The organism is Ferrimonas balearica (genome assembly GCF_019802055.1).
GTDB lineage: Bacteria > Pseudomonadota > Gammaproteobacteria > Enterobacterales > Shewanellaceae > Ferrimonas > Ferrimonas balearica_A.
Window position 1 is genome coordinate 116,144 of record NZ_JAHVHW010000006.1, and the last position, 13,579, is coordinate 129,722.

Annotated in this window: 17 protein-coding genes; 4 read left to right on the forward strand and 13 right to left on the reverse strand. The window is 58.6% G+C overall.

Translation table 11 applies throughout. The features are described from left to right. Positions 1-94: 94 nt before the first annotated feature. The 6 genes from KUV52_RS05820 to zapE all read right to left on the reverse strand — a co-directional run bounded on the left by KUV52_RS05820 (position 95) and on the right by zapE (position 5,040). Positions 95-790 carry a cytochrome c1 gene (locus KUV52_RS05820; RefSeq protein WP_222525001.1) on the reverse strand — a complete coding sequence of 232 codons (696 nt, stop codon included), beginning with the start codon at positions 788-790 and terminating at the stop codon, positions 95-97. Beyond that, entirely contained in the window at positions 790-2,001 is a 1,212-nt protein-coding gene (locus tag KUV52_RS05825; protein WP_261389906.1) for a cytochrome b, read from the reverse strand. Before KUV52_RS05825 ends, KUV52_RS05820 begins: the two co-directional genes overlap by 1 nt. Positions 2,002-2,003: 2 nt before the next feature. Continuing rightward, entirely contained in the window at positions 2,004-2,594 is a 591-nt protein-coding gene (petA, locus tag KUV52_RS05830; protein WP_222525002.1) for a ubiquinol-cytochrome c reductase iron-sulfur subunit, read from the reverse strand. 298 nt (positions 2,595-2,892) lie between these two features. Then, on the reverse strand, positions 2,893-3,279 hold the full coding sequence (gene rpsI, locus KUV52_RS05835; protein ID WP_013346926.1) for a 30S ribosomal protein S9: 387 nt from the start codon (positions 3,277-3,279) through the stop codon (positions 2,893-2,895). 13 nt (positions 3,280-3,292) lie between these two features. Next, a complete protein-coding gene (rplM, locus tag KUV52_RS05840) occupies positions 3,293-3,721 on the reverse strand; it encodes a 50S ribosomal protein L13 (protein ID WP_222525003.1) in 429 nt (142 codons plus the stop codon). 206 nt (positions 3,722-3,927) lie between these two features. After that, on the reverse strand, positions 3,928-5,040 hold the full coding sequence (gene zapE, locus KUV52_RS05845) for a cell division protein ZapE (RefSeq protein ID WP_222525004.1): 1,113 nt from the start codon (positions 5,038-5,040) through the stop codon (positions 3,928-3,930). Positions 5,041-5,178: 138 nt separating this feature from the next. Here zapE and KUV52_RS05850 point away from each other — a divergent pair, with 138 nt between their 5' ends. From KUV52_RS05850 to KUV52_RS05865, 4 genes are all read left to right on the forward strand, one after another. After that, positions 5,179-5,565, forward strand: a complete 387-nt coding sequence (locus KUV52_RS05850) for a YhcB family protein (RefSeq protein ID WP_222525005.1) — start codon at positions 5,179-5,181, stop codon at positions 5,563-5,565. An 82-nt stretch (positions 5,566-5,647) separates the two neighbouring features. Continuing rightward, positions 5,648-7,015, forward strand: coding sequence for a DegQ family serine endoprotease (locus KUV52_RS05855; protein ID WP_222525006.1), 1,368 nt, complete (start codon positions 5,648-5,650; stop codon positions 7,013-7,015). Between the two features lie 114 nt (positions 7,016-7,129). Beyond that, complete coding sequence (gene degS, locus KUV52_RS05860; RefSeq protein ID WP_222525007.1) at positions 7,130-8,212, forward strand: outer membrane-stress sensor serine endopeptidase DegS; 1,083 nt, start codon at positions 7,130-7,132, stop codon at positions 8,210-8,212. Between the two features lie 62 nt (positions 8,213-8,274). Next, complete coding sequence (locus KUV52_RS05865) at positions 8,275-8,922, forward strand: ParA family protein (RefSeq protein ID WP_222525008.1); 648 nt, start codon at positions 8,275-8,277, stop codon at positions 8,920-8,922. 57 nt (positions 8,923-8,979) lie between these two features. Here the strand turns inward: KUV52_RS05865 and murA are convergent, their stop codons facing one another. The 7 genes from murA to KUV52_RS05900 are packed head-to-tail and all read right to left on the reverse strand — an operon-like array spanning position 8,980 to position 13,541. Then, positions 8,980-10,248, reverse strand: a complete 1,269-nt coding sequence (murA, locus tag KUV52_RS05870) for a UDP-N-acetylglucosamine 1-carboxyvinyltransferase (protein ID WP_222525009.1) — start codon at positions 10,246-10,248, stop codon at positions 8,980-8,982. 15 nt (positions 10,249-10,263) lie between these two features. Further along, the gene (locus KUV52_RS05875) at positions 10,264-10,515 is read right to left on the reverse strand and encodes a BolA family protein (protein WP_222525010.1); all 252 of its coding nucleotides are present in this window, start codon (positions 10,513-10,515) and stop codon (positions 10,264-10,266) included. 20 nt (positions 10,516-10,535) lie between these two features. Next, positions 10,536-10,826 (reverse strand): lipid asymmetry maintenance protein MlaB, encoded by a 291-nt coding sequence (locus tag KUV52_RS05880; protein WP_261389924.1) that lies wholly within the window; start codon positions 10,824-10,826, stop codon positions 10,536-10,538. A gap of 5 nt (positions 10,827-10,831) precedes the next feature. Next, a complete protein-coding gene (locus tag KUV52_RS05885; protein ID WP_222525012.1) occupies positions 10,832-11,467 on the reverse strand; it encodes a phospholipid-binding protein MlaC in 636 nt (211 codons plus the stop codon). Positions 11,468-11,476: 9 nt separating this feature from the next. Beyond that, positions 11,477-11,947 carry an outer membrane lipid asymmetry maintenance protein MlaD gene (gene mlaD / locus KUV52_RS05890; RefSeq protein ID WP_222525337.1) on the reverse strand — a complete coding sequence of 157 codons (471 nt, stop codon included), beginning with the start codon at positions 11,945-11,947 and terminating at the stop codon, positions 11,477-11,479. Then, complete coding sequence (gene mlaE, locus KUV52_RS05895; protein WP_222525013.1) at positions 11,947-12,729, reverse strand: lipid asymmetry maintenance ABC transporter permease subunit MlaE; 783 nt, start codon at positions 12,727-12,729, stop codon at positions 11,947-11,949. The genes mlaD and mlaE overlap by 1 nt, the downstream gene beginning before the upstream one ends. Next, on the reverse strand, positions 12,726-13,541 hold the full coding sequence (locus tag KUV52_RS05900; protein WP_222525014.1) for an ATP-binding cassette domain-containing protein: 816 nt from the start codon (positions 13,539-13,541) through the stop codon (positions 12,726-12,728). Before KUV52_RS05900 ends, mlaE begins: the two co-directional genes overlap by 4 nt. Positions 13,542-13,579 lie beyond the last annotated feature (38 nt).

Below are 13,579 nucleotides of genomic sequence, written 5' to 3' on the forward strand. Positions count from 1 at the left end.
ATACCCTCCGAAAAAGTTCAGATAGCAGAAACAGCAACGGGGGGCACGGGGCCCCCAGTTGCGCAAAGGACAGATTGTAACCTTTTATCGGCGATTAGTGTACATCCCGCCAGTACTCCCGCTTAAGCAGGTAGGCCAGCACGAAGAACACCGCCAGGAAACCCAGCACCCACTTACCCATGCTCTCACGCTGAAGGCGAATCGGCTCAGCGGAGTAAGTCAGGAAGTTGGTGATGTCCAGTACCAGTTGGTCATACTCGTCGGCAGTCATGCTGCCGCCGGTGGACACGATGGTACCGTCTTCCTGCAGAACCGGAACACCCTGGTAGCTCTCCAGCACATGGGGCATGCCCACGGACGGGAAGACCAGATTGTTCACGCCAAACGGGCGATTCGGGTCTGCGTAAAAGTTCTTCAGGTAGGAGTATACCCAGTCGGAGCCACGAACACGGGCCACCATGGTCAGATCCGGCGGAGCCGCACCAAACCACTTCTCGGCATCAGCCTGAGGAATGGCACTGGTCATCAGGTCACCGATCTTGGCGTCGGTGTAGATGAGCTCGCGCATCTGCTCAGTGGTAAAGCCGATATCATCAGCCACACGCTGGTAGCGTTGGTACTGAGTGCTGTGACAGCCGGAGCAGTTTTCCATAAAGGCTACGGCACCACGTTGCAGTGAAGCCTGATCAGCTAGGTCGATGTTGGCGGGCACCACGTGCTCGTTGTTGCCGCCCGCGGCATAGCTCAGGGCCGGCAGGGCTGCGATGATTGCGATGATGAACTTCTTCATTAGCCTGTCACCCTTTCCGGAACCGGTTTGCATTTCTCGTTCTTGCTGTAGATGAACAGCAGGACAAAGAAGCCGAAGTAACCCAGCGAGAAGATCCGCGCCAGCAGGGTGTAAGTCGGGGTCGCCGGCAGGGCGCCCAGGATACCCAATGCGATGAAGCAGACCACGAACTGGGCGATGTTCAGCTTGTGGATGCCGCTGCGGTAACGCACGGACTTCACTTTGCAACGATCCAGCCAAGGCAGGACAAACAGAACGGCAATGGCAGCACCCATGGCAACCACACCCAGCAGCTTGTCAGGAACCGCACGCAGAATGGCGTAGAACGGAGTGAAGTACCAAACCGGGGCAATGTGCTCAGGTGTCTTCAACGGGTTGGCCGCTTCGAAGTTCGGCGGCTCAAGGAAGTACCCGCCACCTTCCGGCATAAAGAAGATCACGTAGCAGAACAGGATCAGGAAGCCCGCCACACCTACGATGTCCTTAACGGTGTAGTAGGGGTGGAACGGAATGGCGTCCAGCGGCCAGCCATCCGGGCCTTTGTTCTTCTTCACCTCGATGCCGTCCGGGTTGTTGGAACCCACTTCGTGCAGCGCGATGATGTGCAGGAACACCAGTACAACCAGTACCAGCGGCAGTGCAATCACGTGCAGGGCGAAGAAGCGGTTCAGAGTGGCACCAGACACCACGTAGTCACCACGGATCCACAGGGTCAGGTCGTCACCAATCACCGGAATGGCGCCAAACAGGGAGATGATCACCTGGGCACCCCAGTAGGACATCTGACCCCAGGGCAGCAGGTAGCCCATAAAGGCTTCAGCCATCAGCACCAGGAAGATCAGCATGCCGAAGATCCACAGCAGCTCACGGGGCTTCTGATAGGAGCCGTAGATGAGACCGCGGAACATGTGCAGGTAGATCACCACGAAGAAGGCGGAGGCGCCGGTGGAGTGCATGTAACGCAGCAGCCAGCCGTACTCCACATCACGCATGATGTATTCGATGGAGGCAAAAGCACCTTCGGCGGTGGGCACGTAGTTCATGGTCAGCCAGATGCCGGTGAGGATCTGGTTAACCAGTACCAGCATGGCCAGAGAGCCGAAGAAGTACCAGAAGTTGAAGTTTTTTGGCGCCGGGTACTGACCTACGTGCTTATTGTAAGTCGCGGTCATCGGGATCCGGGCATCAATCCAATCGACAAGCTTTTTCATGATTAAGCCGCTCCCTCGTCAACGCCGATCATCACGGTGGACTCGTCCACATAGGTGTGGGGCGGAATCACCAGGTTCAGCGGGGCAGGAACACCGGCGAATACGCGGCCAGCCATGTCGAACTTGGAGCCATGGCAGGGGCAGAAGAAGCCGGATTCAACCCCTTCAACCTGCTGCTCAAAGGAGCTGGGCAGGTAGGTCGGGGAACAACCAAGGTGGGTACAAAGGCCCACGGCGATGAAATACTCGTCCTTGATGGAACGGTAGGCGTTCTTGGCGTACTCCGGCTGCTGAGGCTCGTCGGAGTCCGGATCCCGCAGCTGCGAAGCCAGGGTATCCAGGTTGGCCAGAACTTTATCGGTGCGACGTACAATCCAAACCGGCTTACCGCGCCACTCGACGCGCAACATTTGGCCTGGTTCCAGTTTACTGATGTTCACTTCTACTGGTGCGCCAGCGGCTTTCGCCTTAGCGCTCGGGTTCCAAGATTTAATGAAGGGAACCGCAACAGCAGCAGCGCCAGCTCCGCCCACCACAGCCGTGGCGACGGTCAGGAATCTGCGACGTCCAGTATCGACAGGCGCATTGCTCATCCACTTATCTCCCGTAGGGGTTCTGCTTTTTTGAATAATTTGGTGTCTTTTTAACCAAAACCGCCATTTTGCGCAGCATAGCGGTTTGGAAGCGGGCCCATTATATAGAAAAACCGGACACAGGTCATACTTTCACGACCAGATTGAGCCAAATCACGGCAGAGCAAGGGGTGAGCGAGACTCAGAGGGGGGAAATGAGGAATTTACTTGTTAAAAAAAGCGTGAAAAATCAGCAACAGATAAAGAAAAACCCGACCTTTCGGTCGGGTTTTCTGTGTCGAACCAAAGTTCCAGCGAATTAACGCTTGGAGAACTGAGGACGACGACGTGCTTTGCGCAGACCAACTTTCTTACGCTCAACCTCACGGGCATCACGAGTAACAAAGCCAGCTTCACGCAGAGTCGGACGCAGGGACTCATCGTACTGCATCAGAGCACGGGTGATACCGTGACGGATGGCACCGGACTGACCGGTGATACCACCGCCAGTTACGGTTACGTAGATGTCCAGCTTGTCCAGCATCTCAACCAGCTCCAGCGGCTGACGAACTACCATACGGGCAGTTTCGCGGCCGAAGAATTGCTCCAGAGAACGCTTGTTTACAGTGATGTTGCCGCTACCCTGCTTGATGAAAACACGAGCAGTAGAGGTTTTGCGGCGGCCGGTACCGTAGTATTGAGTCATTGCCTATATCCCCTTAGATATCCAGAACCTGAGGCTGCTGTGCAGCATGCTTGTGCTCGGCACCAGCGTACACTTTCAGCTTACGGAACATGGCGCGACCCAGAGGACCTCTCGGCAGCATGCCCTTAACCGCTTTCTCGATGATCATTTCAGGCTTGCGAGCCTGCAGATCGGAGAAGTTGATCTCTTTGATACCACCCGGGTAACCGGAGTGACGGTAGTACATCTTGGCAGAGGCCTTGTTACCGGTCACGGTCACTTTCTCGGCGTTGATGATTACGATGTAGTCACCGGTATCAACGTGAGGAGTGTACTCAGGCTTGTGCTTACCGCGCAGACGGCGAGCTACTTCGGTAGCCAGGCGACCCAGGGTCTTGCCCTCGGCATCGATGATAAACCAGTCGCGTTGTACGGACTCTGGCTTAGCAGAAAAAGTTTTCATTAGACTAAAAACCCAATTTAGCTGTTACAAAAGCGCCCTGTCGGGGCCGACAGTGCGACCTCTCCTGGCCTCCCACCCGTCCCTTCGAACGCGTCAAGACCTTGGTTTTGGTGACCAAACGATCACCTGTAACGTGGGCAGGGCGCGAATTATAGAGCAGGGCGATGCAAAAATCACCTGATTTTTTGCTCGCTTTCCGTCGTTTTTCAGGGCAGGTGTGGCCGGGCCAGGTAATCGTGGCTCTGCATCTCAGTCAAACGACTCAGGCAGCGTTTGAATTCAAAGCTGACCAAGCCATCCGTGTAGAGTTCCGGCAGTGCCACGTCAGCGGAGAGGATGAGCTTCACTCCCCGCTCGTAGAACTCGTCAACCATCGCGATGAAGCGGCGTGCCACATCATCACCGGTGGATTGAGCCCCCATCTGGGTCACCCCGCTGAGGAGCACGGTATGGTACAGGCGAGCCAGCTCCATGTAATCGCTTTGACTGCGCGGTCCGTCACATAACGCCAGAAAATCCAGCAAAACGACGCCGTCAGCACTGCGCACCACCTCAATCGGCCTACCCAGAATCTCGATACTCCCGCCCTGCTGCCCCGGTTCCGGGGCCAACTGGCCAAAATAGCGCTCAAGATTCTTATGGGCTTGCTCATCCAGGGGGTAATGGTAGATCTCTGCCTGCTCCAGGGTGCGGAGCCGGTAGTCGATGCCGCTGTCCACATTCACCACCTGACAATTGGCATTGATCAGGTCAATGGCGGGTAAGAATCGGGCACGCTGGAGACCGTTGCGGTAAAGCTCATCCGGCGGAATGTTGGAGGTGGCCACCAACACCACGCCACGAGCAAACAGCAGCTCAAACAAGCCGCCCAGCAACATGGCATCTGTAATATCGGAGACAAAGAACTCGTCGAAACAGATTACCTCCGCCTCTGCCGCCAGAACATCCGCCACGGTGATCAGCGGATTCGCCTGTCCTTTCAGCCGGTTCAGTTCGCCGTGTACCCGATGCATAAAGCGGTGAAAGTGGATCCGCATTTTGCGTTCGAGGGGCAGGCAATCAAAGAAGGTGTCGACCAGATAGGTTTTGCCCCGGCCTACGCCTCCCCAGAAGTAGAGGCCCTGGACAGGAACCGGGCTCAGTTGGCGCCCCATCAGGCTTTTCAGGCGTTGCCCCAGACTGGGACGCTGCTGAAAACGGGCCACCAGGTCATCGTAGAGGCGCTGCAGATGCAGTACCGCCTGCTCCTGGGCCGGATCAAACTGAAAATCGTCGCGGGTCAGATCGGCGCGGTAACGCGCCAGCGGAGTCGCACTCATATCATCCATGAAAGAAAGCTTGGACCTGTTTGCACAGCGCCGGAGTGTATCATGTCACCAGGCACCAAGGTATATTGGCGCCATACTCAGTAAGCGTAACCGCAAACAGAGCGGAATCATTGAGGTAAAGGAGTGGCTATGAACTGGGCGTTTGGCATTTTGCTGTTTTTTGCAGGGATGGGCGTTGGCTACCTGCTGCACTGGCGTATGAAGGGCAAGGGCGACGACCAGCAGACAGTGCGTCGTGAGCTTGAGCAGGCCCGCTTTGATCTGGACCAGCAGCGCCAGGAGGTGGCGGACTACTTTGAGCAGTCACGGGAAACCATGATGCAGCTGAGCCAGAGCCTGGATAAGGCCAACCGATTCTGGAACGAGTCTGCCCAGGGCATGCTCGGTGACGGTCAGGTGATGCCGCTGGCACTGAACCAGCCACAGCTGGACAACCTGGAAGAGATCCCGCCCAAAGACTACGTTCAGGGCTCCCATGGGATCATCGGCGCCAAGGATCGCATCGCCAACGGCTGACTCTGAACGGGAACTTTCTCCCCCTTACCAGGGTCGCAAAGGTTACTGTGATTAGACATTGATGTCAGGAGATTGATTCAACATGAAAAAAACCATGACCCTGGTGTCTGCTGCGCTGCTGAGCGTGGGCATGACCGCCGTAACGCTTCCTGCCCACGCAGCATGGCCCAACGCCGTAAATGGTAAGGAGCTGCCGAGCCTCGCTCCGATGGTTGAGGCGGTGGCCCCTGCCGTGGTCTCGGTGTCCGTTGAGGGCACTCAGGTAGCCCGACAGGCGATTCCCGAGCCGTTCCGTCACTTCTTCGGGCGTGAACGCGAGCAGGTGCGCCCCTTCCGTGGGCTGGGCTCCGGCGTCATCATCGACGCGGACAAGGGCTATGTGATCACCAACCACCATGTGATCGACAACGCTGACAAAATTCTGGTGAACCTGAGCGACGGTCGCGAGTTCGAGGCCAAGCTGATCGGTTCCGACCCCGCCACCGACGTTGCGGTACTGCAGGTTGAAGCGGATGACCTGACCGCGGTCCCCCTGGCCGACTCCGACGCGCTGCGCGTTGGTGATTTCACCGTCGCCATCGGTAACCCGTTTGGCCTGGGCCAGACCGTCACTTCCGGCATCGTCAGTGCGCTGGGCCGAAGCGGCCTGGGCAATGGTGAAAGCCTGGAGAACTTTATCCAGACCGACGCCGCCATCAACAGCGGCAACTCCGGAGGGGCGCTGGTTAACCTCAATGGTGAGTTGATCGGTATCAACACCGCAATCATTGCCCCCAGTGGCGGCAACGTCGGCATCGGCTTCGCCATCCCGGTCAACATGGTGCAGAGCCTGACCGACCAAATCATCGAGTTTGGTGAAGTTCGTCGGGGCGTGCTGGGCATTCTCGGGGGTGAGCTCACCAGCGAAACCGCCAAGCTGTTCGGCATGGACACCACCCACGGCGCCTATGTCAGCCAAGTGTTCCCCGACTCCGCCGCAGATGCAGCCGGTCTGAAGGCCGGTGACGTCATCGTCAGCGTCGACGGAAAGAAGATTAAGAGCTTCCAGGAACTGCGCGCCAAAGTCGCCACCAAAGGGGCGGGTGCCACCGTCAAGCTGGGCGTTATCCGCGACGGCGATGAGAAAACCGTGAAGGTGACCCTTAACGAGGCACCGGGTGAAAATGTTCAGGCCAGTGTCATCCATCCCGCTCTGGAAGGGGCCAAGCTGTCCAGTTACGACGAAGACGGCGTCCGGGGCGTGGTCATCAGCGAAGTGACTGAGCGCTCCCCTGCTGCGGCACAAGGGCTGGCTGAGGGCGATGTGATTGTGCAGGTGAACCTGCTCAACCGCGGACGCACCAACGTGAAGGACCTGAGCCAACTGCGTGAGCTGTTTAAGGATTACCAGGGCGTATTTGCCGCCACCATCATCCGCGACGGTGTGGCACGACAGGTGATCCTGCGTTAACCCCGAACCGCAGGGTTAAAGAAGCGGGCGCGTTGCAGACGTGCCCGCTTTTTTCTTGTTCCCCCGACGGGGGCACGGTAGCCTTTGAGGCCTGAACACACGGAACCTTTCCTCATGACATTCACTGCGTTACTGCGTTATCTGCTCAAACCTGTGCTGGCCGGTCTGGCCCTGGCGGCGATCATTGTGCTGCTGACCCCCAGCCTGAGGGAGCAATTACCGCGCTTAGGTGGCGCCAGCAGCCAGGTGGAGCGTACCAGCTTCGCCCATGCTGTACGGGCGGCGGCCCCTGCCGTAGTGAATGTTTACTCTCAGCGTCAACAGCGTGGCCGTGCAGGTGCCCAGTTAACGCCCCAGGGGCTGGGCAGTGGCATCATTATGCGCAGCGACGGCATTGTGCTGACCAACTACCACGTGGTCAGTTCCGCCGACCAGATCTACGTGGCCCTGCAGGATGGTCGCTGGGCCAATGCCGAGATGATCGGCTCGGATCCCTGGACCGATCTGGCCGTATTGCAGATTGGTCTCGATAACCTGCCCACCATCCCTCTGGATCCCAAGCGCCAGGCTCAGGTGGGAGATATGGTTCTGGCCATCGGCAACCCCTATAACCTGGGGCAAACCATCACTCAGGGCATCATCAGTGCCACCGGTCGAAACGGCCTCTCCTCCAGTTATCAGGACTTTATCCAGACCGATGCTGCCATCAACCAGGGTAACTCCGGTGGCGCTTTGGTGGACGCCGACGGCGTTCTGGTTGGGGTCAACACCGCCAACTACCAATGGCTCGGTGAAGCCGGTGTGGGCCTGAATTTCGCCATCCCCATCGAGCTGGCCTACAAGATCATGAATAAGCTGATCAAAGATGGTCGGGTGATTCGGGGCCACCTGGGCCTGACAGGTCAACCGGTGACTCAAACCACCGCACGCTTGCTGCGTCTGCAGCAGATGATCGGTGTGCATGTGACTGAGGTGGACTCCCATGGCCCGGCCGCCCGCGCAGGCTTGCGCCCGGATGATGTGCTGGTCGCCTTTAACGGGGAAACCATTACCGGCGCCGACATGCTGATGGACAGCATTGCCGAAACGCCGCCGGGTACCGAGGTCAACATCACCCTGGTTCGCCGGGGCCGTTACTTCAGCGTGCCCGTCACCATTGGTGAAAAACCTTCATCGCCCGCCGAACCGCTGCGCTGATTTCAGATCCCCGGCCTGGGCGTCGCCTTACCCTTTCAGGTACCCCCTGAAGGAGCCCCTCCATGCTCGCCCATGCCACCCCCAGCACCGTCCGTCATAAACTCCAGCCGCTGGTGAGCCTGACGGCGTTCCCCGGTCCCCGACTGCTGGTGCTCAACAATAAAGGGGGAGTGGGCAAATCCACCATCACCACCACTCTTTTGCGCCAACTGAGTGCGGACGGTCAGACGCCGGCACTGGTGGATTTCGATCCTCAGGGCTCCAGTATTGATTGGGCAGAAGAGAATGGTGATTTCTGGGCGGTGGATGATGACCCCCGCCGTGAGCGACTGGAATCGATGCGACTGCGCGTACCGGCAAACGCCAGCCACGTCGTGATGGATTCACCCGCCAATCTGGACCCCCGTCTTCTGAACCGTTTGCTGGATTACGCCGATGCCATTGTGCTGCCGACCCAGGTCAGCCCCATGGATGTGCGCGCTCTGGGGCGCTTTCTGCCCAACCTGCTGCTTCACCCTCGCTACCGTGCCCGGATGCCGCAGTTGGGGGTGATCGCCAACCGGGTCAGCGATGACTCCGATACGGAACTGCTGGAGCGCTTTCTGAAGCCGCTGAATCTGCCGCTGCTGGCTCGCCTGCCTGAGCGCAAACCGGGCCAGAGTCTCGACACGCCGCTTTGGCCATCGTTGAAGATCTGGCTGAAAGGCTGAGTGGAATCCCAAAAAAAAACGCCCCGGTCGGGGCGTTTTTTTGTGTCTGGCTAAAGCTCAGCGCTCCGCTTTTACGCGAACCACATCAGCACCCAGGCCAGCCAGCTTGTGCTCGATATGCTCGTAGCCGCGATCCAGGTGGTAGATGCGATCCACTACGGTGGTGCCCTCGGCCACCAGACCAGCGATCACCAGACAGGCGGAAGCGCGCAGATCCGTTGCCATCACCTGAGCCCCCTGCAGAGTCTCCTTGCCGGTGATGATGCAGGTGTTACCTTCCTGCTCCATCTGAGCACCCATGCGCTGCAGTTCCGGCACGTGCATAAAGCGGTTTTCGAAGATGGTTTCGGTCACGTGACCGGTGCCATCGGCCAGCGCATTCAGGGTACAGAACTGCGCTTGCATATCGGTCGGGAACGCCGGGTGCGGAGCCGTCTTGATGGAAACCGGCTTGGCTCGGCGACCCTCCATATCCAGGCTGATCCAGTCTTCGCCGCGATCAATAACCGCACCGGCCTCTTCCAGCTTCAGCAGCACAGGCTCCAGGGTTTCAGGCGCGGCCTTACGGCACACGATCTTACCCCGGGTTGCCGCAGCCGCCACCAGGTAGGTACCGGTTTCAATGCGGTCCGGCATCACGTCATAGTGAATACCAGAGAGACGCTCAACCCCTTCGATGCGAAGAGTATCGGTTCCGGCACCGGTGATCTTGGCACCCATGCCGTTCAGGCAGTTGGCCAGATCCACCACTTCCGGTTCCCGGGCGGCGTTTTCGATCACAGTTACGCCGTCGGCCAGCGCCGCGGCCATCATCAGGTTCTCGGTACCGGTGACAGAAACCACATCCATCAGGATGGTGGCGCCCTTCAGGCGGCCATCTACCCGAGCCTTTACGTAGCCCTCTTCCACCACCACATCCGCGCCCATCGCTTGCAGGCCCTGGATATGCAGGTTAACCGGTCGCGCACCAATGGCGCAGCCGCCGGGCAGAGAGACATCCGCCTCGCCGTATTTGGCCACCAGCGGACCCAGCGCCAGGATGGAGGCGCGCATGGTCTTCACCAGGTCATAAGAAGCGACATAGTGATGAATGGTGGCGGGGTTGATGGTCAAGGCAGAATCATGAAGATCACTGACGGTGGCACCCAGCTCCCGCAACAGGGCGATGGTGGTGTTCACGTCGCGCAGTGCCGGCACGTTGCCGATGCGCATTTCGTCTTCCGCCAGAATGGCGGCCATCAGGATCGGCAGAGCCGCGTTTTTGGCGCCGGAGATGGTGACTTCTCCGGACAGCGGGCCTACGGCCCGAACTTGTAATTTATCCACTAATGCTCCGCGGGCTCAGCCGTTGAAAATTTTCTCGCGCTGCCACTCCGCTGGCGTGAATGCCTTGATGGTCAAGGCGTGAAGGGTCCCATCCGTGATTTTATCCATCAGCGGGGCGTACACCGCCTGCTGACGACGTACCTTGGTCAGGCCTTCGAAACAGTCCCCTACGGCCAAAATGGCGTAATGGCTGCCATCGGCAGTAACCCGTACTTCAGCCAGTGACATCGCCTCTTGCAGACGGGCTTCGATCTCTTTCGGTTCCACGCGTGACTCCTCGCTATGGTCTAGGTGCCTTGAAGGCGGGCCTCGACCAGTTCCAAATCGTACAGTTCCATCAGGCGTTCCAGGGCCGCAGGACATTGCTGCCAGCGTAACTCGCTTCCCTGTTGCCGGGCCTGACCTTCCAGCTCCAGTAACAGTGCCAGCCCGGCACTGTCTACGGCGCTGAGCGCGCCCAGTTCAAGGCGTTCCAGCGGCGGTGCCAGCCACTCTGGCTTAAGCGGCCAAAGGGGTGGGATGGTGCTCTGGTTCAGCGCACCTTCCAGCACCAGGGCCTCGCCCTCTCGCCGGATCATCGCTCTCACGATGCCTCCTCTTTGGCGCTCAGTTTGACTCCGCTCTTCTCCGCCAGCATGTCGATCACCGAATCGATGCCATTGCGACGGATAAGGCCGCCAATCTCCTGCTCCTTGGAAGCCAGCAGGCTAACGCCTTCGGCCACCAGGTCAAACGCCTTCCATTCCCCTGTCTTCTTGTTGCGACGGGCTTTGAACTGGACTGAAATCGGCGGGCGATTACCATCGATGATGGTGACGCCTACCGTGACAATGTTTTTGTCCCCGAAGGGTCGGGCCGGTTCAAACTCCACCGTTTGATCCCGATATTCGGTGAACGCCTGGGCAAAGGTGGCGATCATATACCGACGGAACTCCTCAGTGAACCTCTCCCTTTGCTCCGGAGTGGTTTTCTTCAGAGAGGGACCCATCACCTTATAGGCCGCGTACTTGTAATCCACATAAGGCATCATCTCCTCTTCGACGATCACCTTAAGGTGGTCCAGGTCCTGCTGAATCAAGGCGTTATCCTGAGCAAATCGGTCAAAGGTGCGCTGCGCCACCACCTTCACCACCTCGTAGGGATCCTGGTTTACGGCGTCCTCTGCCGCTACCGGCAAAATCATCAACATTAAGAATCCGCACAACCACCGTTTCAACATCACTGCTCCTTACTTGTCTTCGCCCACGCTATAGAGGAACTGGCCAATCAGATCCTCCAGCACCATCGCACTGCGGGTATCTTCAATCTGGTCACCATCCGCCAGCAGTTCTATTCCCTCATCCATAAAGCCGGGGCTCAATCCGATGTACTGCTCGCCCAGCAGCCCTGAGGTCAGAATAGACAGACTGCTGGTTTCCGGGAACTGGTCGTAACGGGCATCCATCGCCAGGGTCACCACCGGCGTCAGCATGTCAGGGTCCAGTGCGATCCCAGTAACTCGACCGACAACCACCCCACCCACTTTCACCGGAGAGCGGACTTTCAACCCGCCAATATTGTCGAAATGGGCAATCAGGGAGTAAGTCTGGCCATTACCCCGGGGGTCGATGTCCGCCACTTTGATTATCAGCACCAGAAACGCCGCCAGACCCGCCAGCAGAAAGCCACCTACGGCCAGTTCAATCTTTTTCGACATAATCATTTCCCAAACATGATGGCAGTAAGGACAAAGTCGAGAGCCAGGACGGTCAGAGAGGCGTGCACCACGGTCTCCGTGGTTGCCCGGCTGATCCCTTCTGCCGTGGGCACTGCGTCATAGCCTTTAAACAGCGCAATCCAGGTCACCACAAAAGCGAACACCACCGATTTAATCAGGCAGTTGAGAATGTCTTTCTGCCACTCTACTGACGCAGTAAGAATGGACCAGAAAGCGCCGGGGTCGATCCCCTTCCACTCCACACCAACCAGGTGCCCACCCCAGATCCCAATGGTGGTAAACATCAAAGCAAGCAGCGGCATGGAGATCACACCTGCCCAAAAACGAGGAGCCACCACCCGTTGCAGCGGGTCTACCGCCATCATCTCCATGCTGGCCAACTGCTCGGTGGCTTTCATCAGCCCGATCTCCGCGGTCAGCGCCGAACCGGCCCGACCGGCAAACAGCAGGGCGGTCACCACCGGCCCCAGCTCCCGCAGCAGTGACAGGGCCACCATGGGCCCCAGACTCTCCTCGGTGCCAAAGTCCACCAGGATGATGTAGCCCTGCAGCCCTAGCACCATGCCGATAAACAGGCCGGACACCAGGATGATCACCATGGAGAGCACCCCAACCTGGTACAGCTGCTTAATCAGGAGGGGCAGCATCTTGCCCGGCTGTGGCCGACGCACCAATGCACCGGTGAGCATCAGACCCGCCCGGCCCAATCCCGCAACCCAGCTAAGTGCCTCCCGGCCCAGACGGCGAACGCGTTCCAGCATCATGGCGCAAGCAACTCCTCTAGGTAGGATGCAGCAGGGTGGTGAAAGCGCACCGGGCCATCCGGGGCGCCTTCCAGAAACTGTCTCAACTGCGGCGTATCCAGCTGGCGAATCGCTTCGGGGGTGCCTGCCCCAATCACCTTGCCGTCCGCAATCACATACACCTGGTCGGCAATGCTCATCACCTCATTCACATCGTGGGACACCACAACGGAGGTCAGGTCCAATGCCGAGCCCAACTCCCGGATCAGTTTGACCAGAACCCCCATGGAGATCGGGTCCTGACCGGCAAACGGCTCATCGTACAGGATCAACTCCGGCTCCAACGCGATCGCCCGGGCCAGTGCCGCTCGTCGCTGCATACCACCGGACAGCTCTGCAGGCATCAGCTTCGCCGCCCCACGCAGCCCCACCGCCTCCAGCTTCATCAACACCAGGCGTCGAATGATCGGTTCGGGCAGTTGGGTGTGCTCGCGCAGGGGGAAGGCCACATTGTCGAACACCGACATGTCGGTAAACAGGGCGCCGGACTGGAACAGCATGCTGATACGCCGCCGGGCGCGATAGAGATCTTTGCGGGATACGGTGTGCAGGTTCAGGCCGTCAAACACCACCTGACCACTGTCCGGCGTCAGTTGGGCGCCGATCAGTTTCAGCAGAGTGGTTTTTCCAATGCCGCTGGGCCCCATGATGGCCGTCACCTTGCCCCGAGGGATGGTAAGAGACAGCCCTTTGAAGATGGCCCGCTCCCCCCGATGAAAGATAAGACGGTCTACGGTCACCAGAGCAGGGTCTTGATGCGATGGTTGGTCCATAACGCGCCCGGGTAACACCCGAGAAACTCCTGTATCTC

Bases quoted from the DNA above. Each gene is read 5' to 3' on its own strand.
- KUV52_RS05900 (WP_222525014.1), bottom strand. From the start codon at position 13,541: ATGGACCAACCATCGCATCAAGACCCTGCTCTGGTGACCGTAGACCGT.
- petA (WP_222525002.1), bottom strand. From the start codon at position 2,594: ATGAGCAATGCGCCTGTCGATACTGGACGTCGCAGATTCCTGACCGTC.
- KUV52_RS05825 (WP_261389906.1), bottom strand. From the start codon at position 2,001: ATGAAAAAGCTTGTCGATTGGATTGATGCCCGGATCCCGATGACCGCG.
- KUV52_RS05885 (WP_222525012.1), bottom strand. From the start codon at position 11,467: ATGTTGAAACGGTGGTTGTGCGGATTCTTAATGTTGATGATTTTGCCG.
- KUV52_RS05820 (WP_222525001.1), bottom strand. From the start codon at position 790: ATGAAGAAGTTCATCATCGCAATCATCGCAGCCCTGCCGGCCCTGAGC.
- KUV52_RS05855 (WP_222525006.1), top strand. From the start codon at position 5,648: ATGAAAAAAACCATGACCCTGGTGTCTGCTGCGCTGCTGAGCGTGGGC.
- degS (WP_222525007.1), top strand. From the start codon at position 7,130: ATGACATTCACTGCGTTACTGCGTTATCTGCTCAAACCTGTGCTGGCC.
- KUV52_RS05865 (WP_222525008.1), top strand. From the start codon at position 8,275: ATGCTCGCCCATGCCACCCCCAGCACCGTCCGTCATAAACTCCAGCCG.
- zapE (WP_222525004.1), bottom strand. From the start codon at position 5,040: ATGAGTGCGACTCCGCTGGCGCGTTACCGCGCCGATCTGACCCGCGAC.
- mlaE (WP_222525013.1), bottom strand. From the start codon at position 12,729: ATGATGCTGGAACGCGTTCGCCGTCTGGGCCGGGAGGCACTTAGCTGG.
- rpsI (WP_013346926.1), bottom strand. From the start codon at position 3,279: ATGACTCAATACTACGGTACCGGCCGCCGCAAAACCTCTACTGCTCGT.
- KUV52_RS05850 (WP_222525005.1), top strand. From the start codon at position 5,179: ATGAACTGGGCGTTTGGCATTTTGCTGTTTTTTGCAGGGATGGGCGTT.
- KUV52_RS05880 (WP_261389924.1), bottom strand. From the start codon at position 10,826: ATGATCCGGCGAGAGGGCGAGGCCCTGGTGCTGGAAGGTGCGCTGAAC.
- rplM (WP_222525003.1), bottom strand. From the start codon at position 3,721: ATGAAAACTTTTTCTGCTAAGCCAGAGTCCGTACAACGCGACTGGTTT.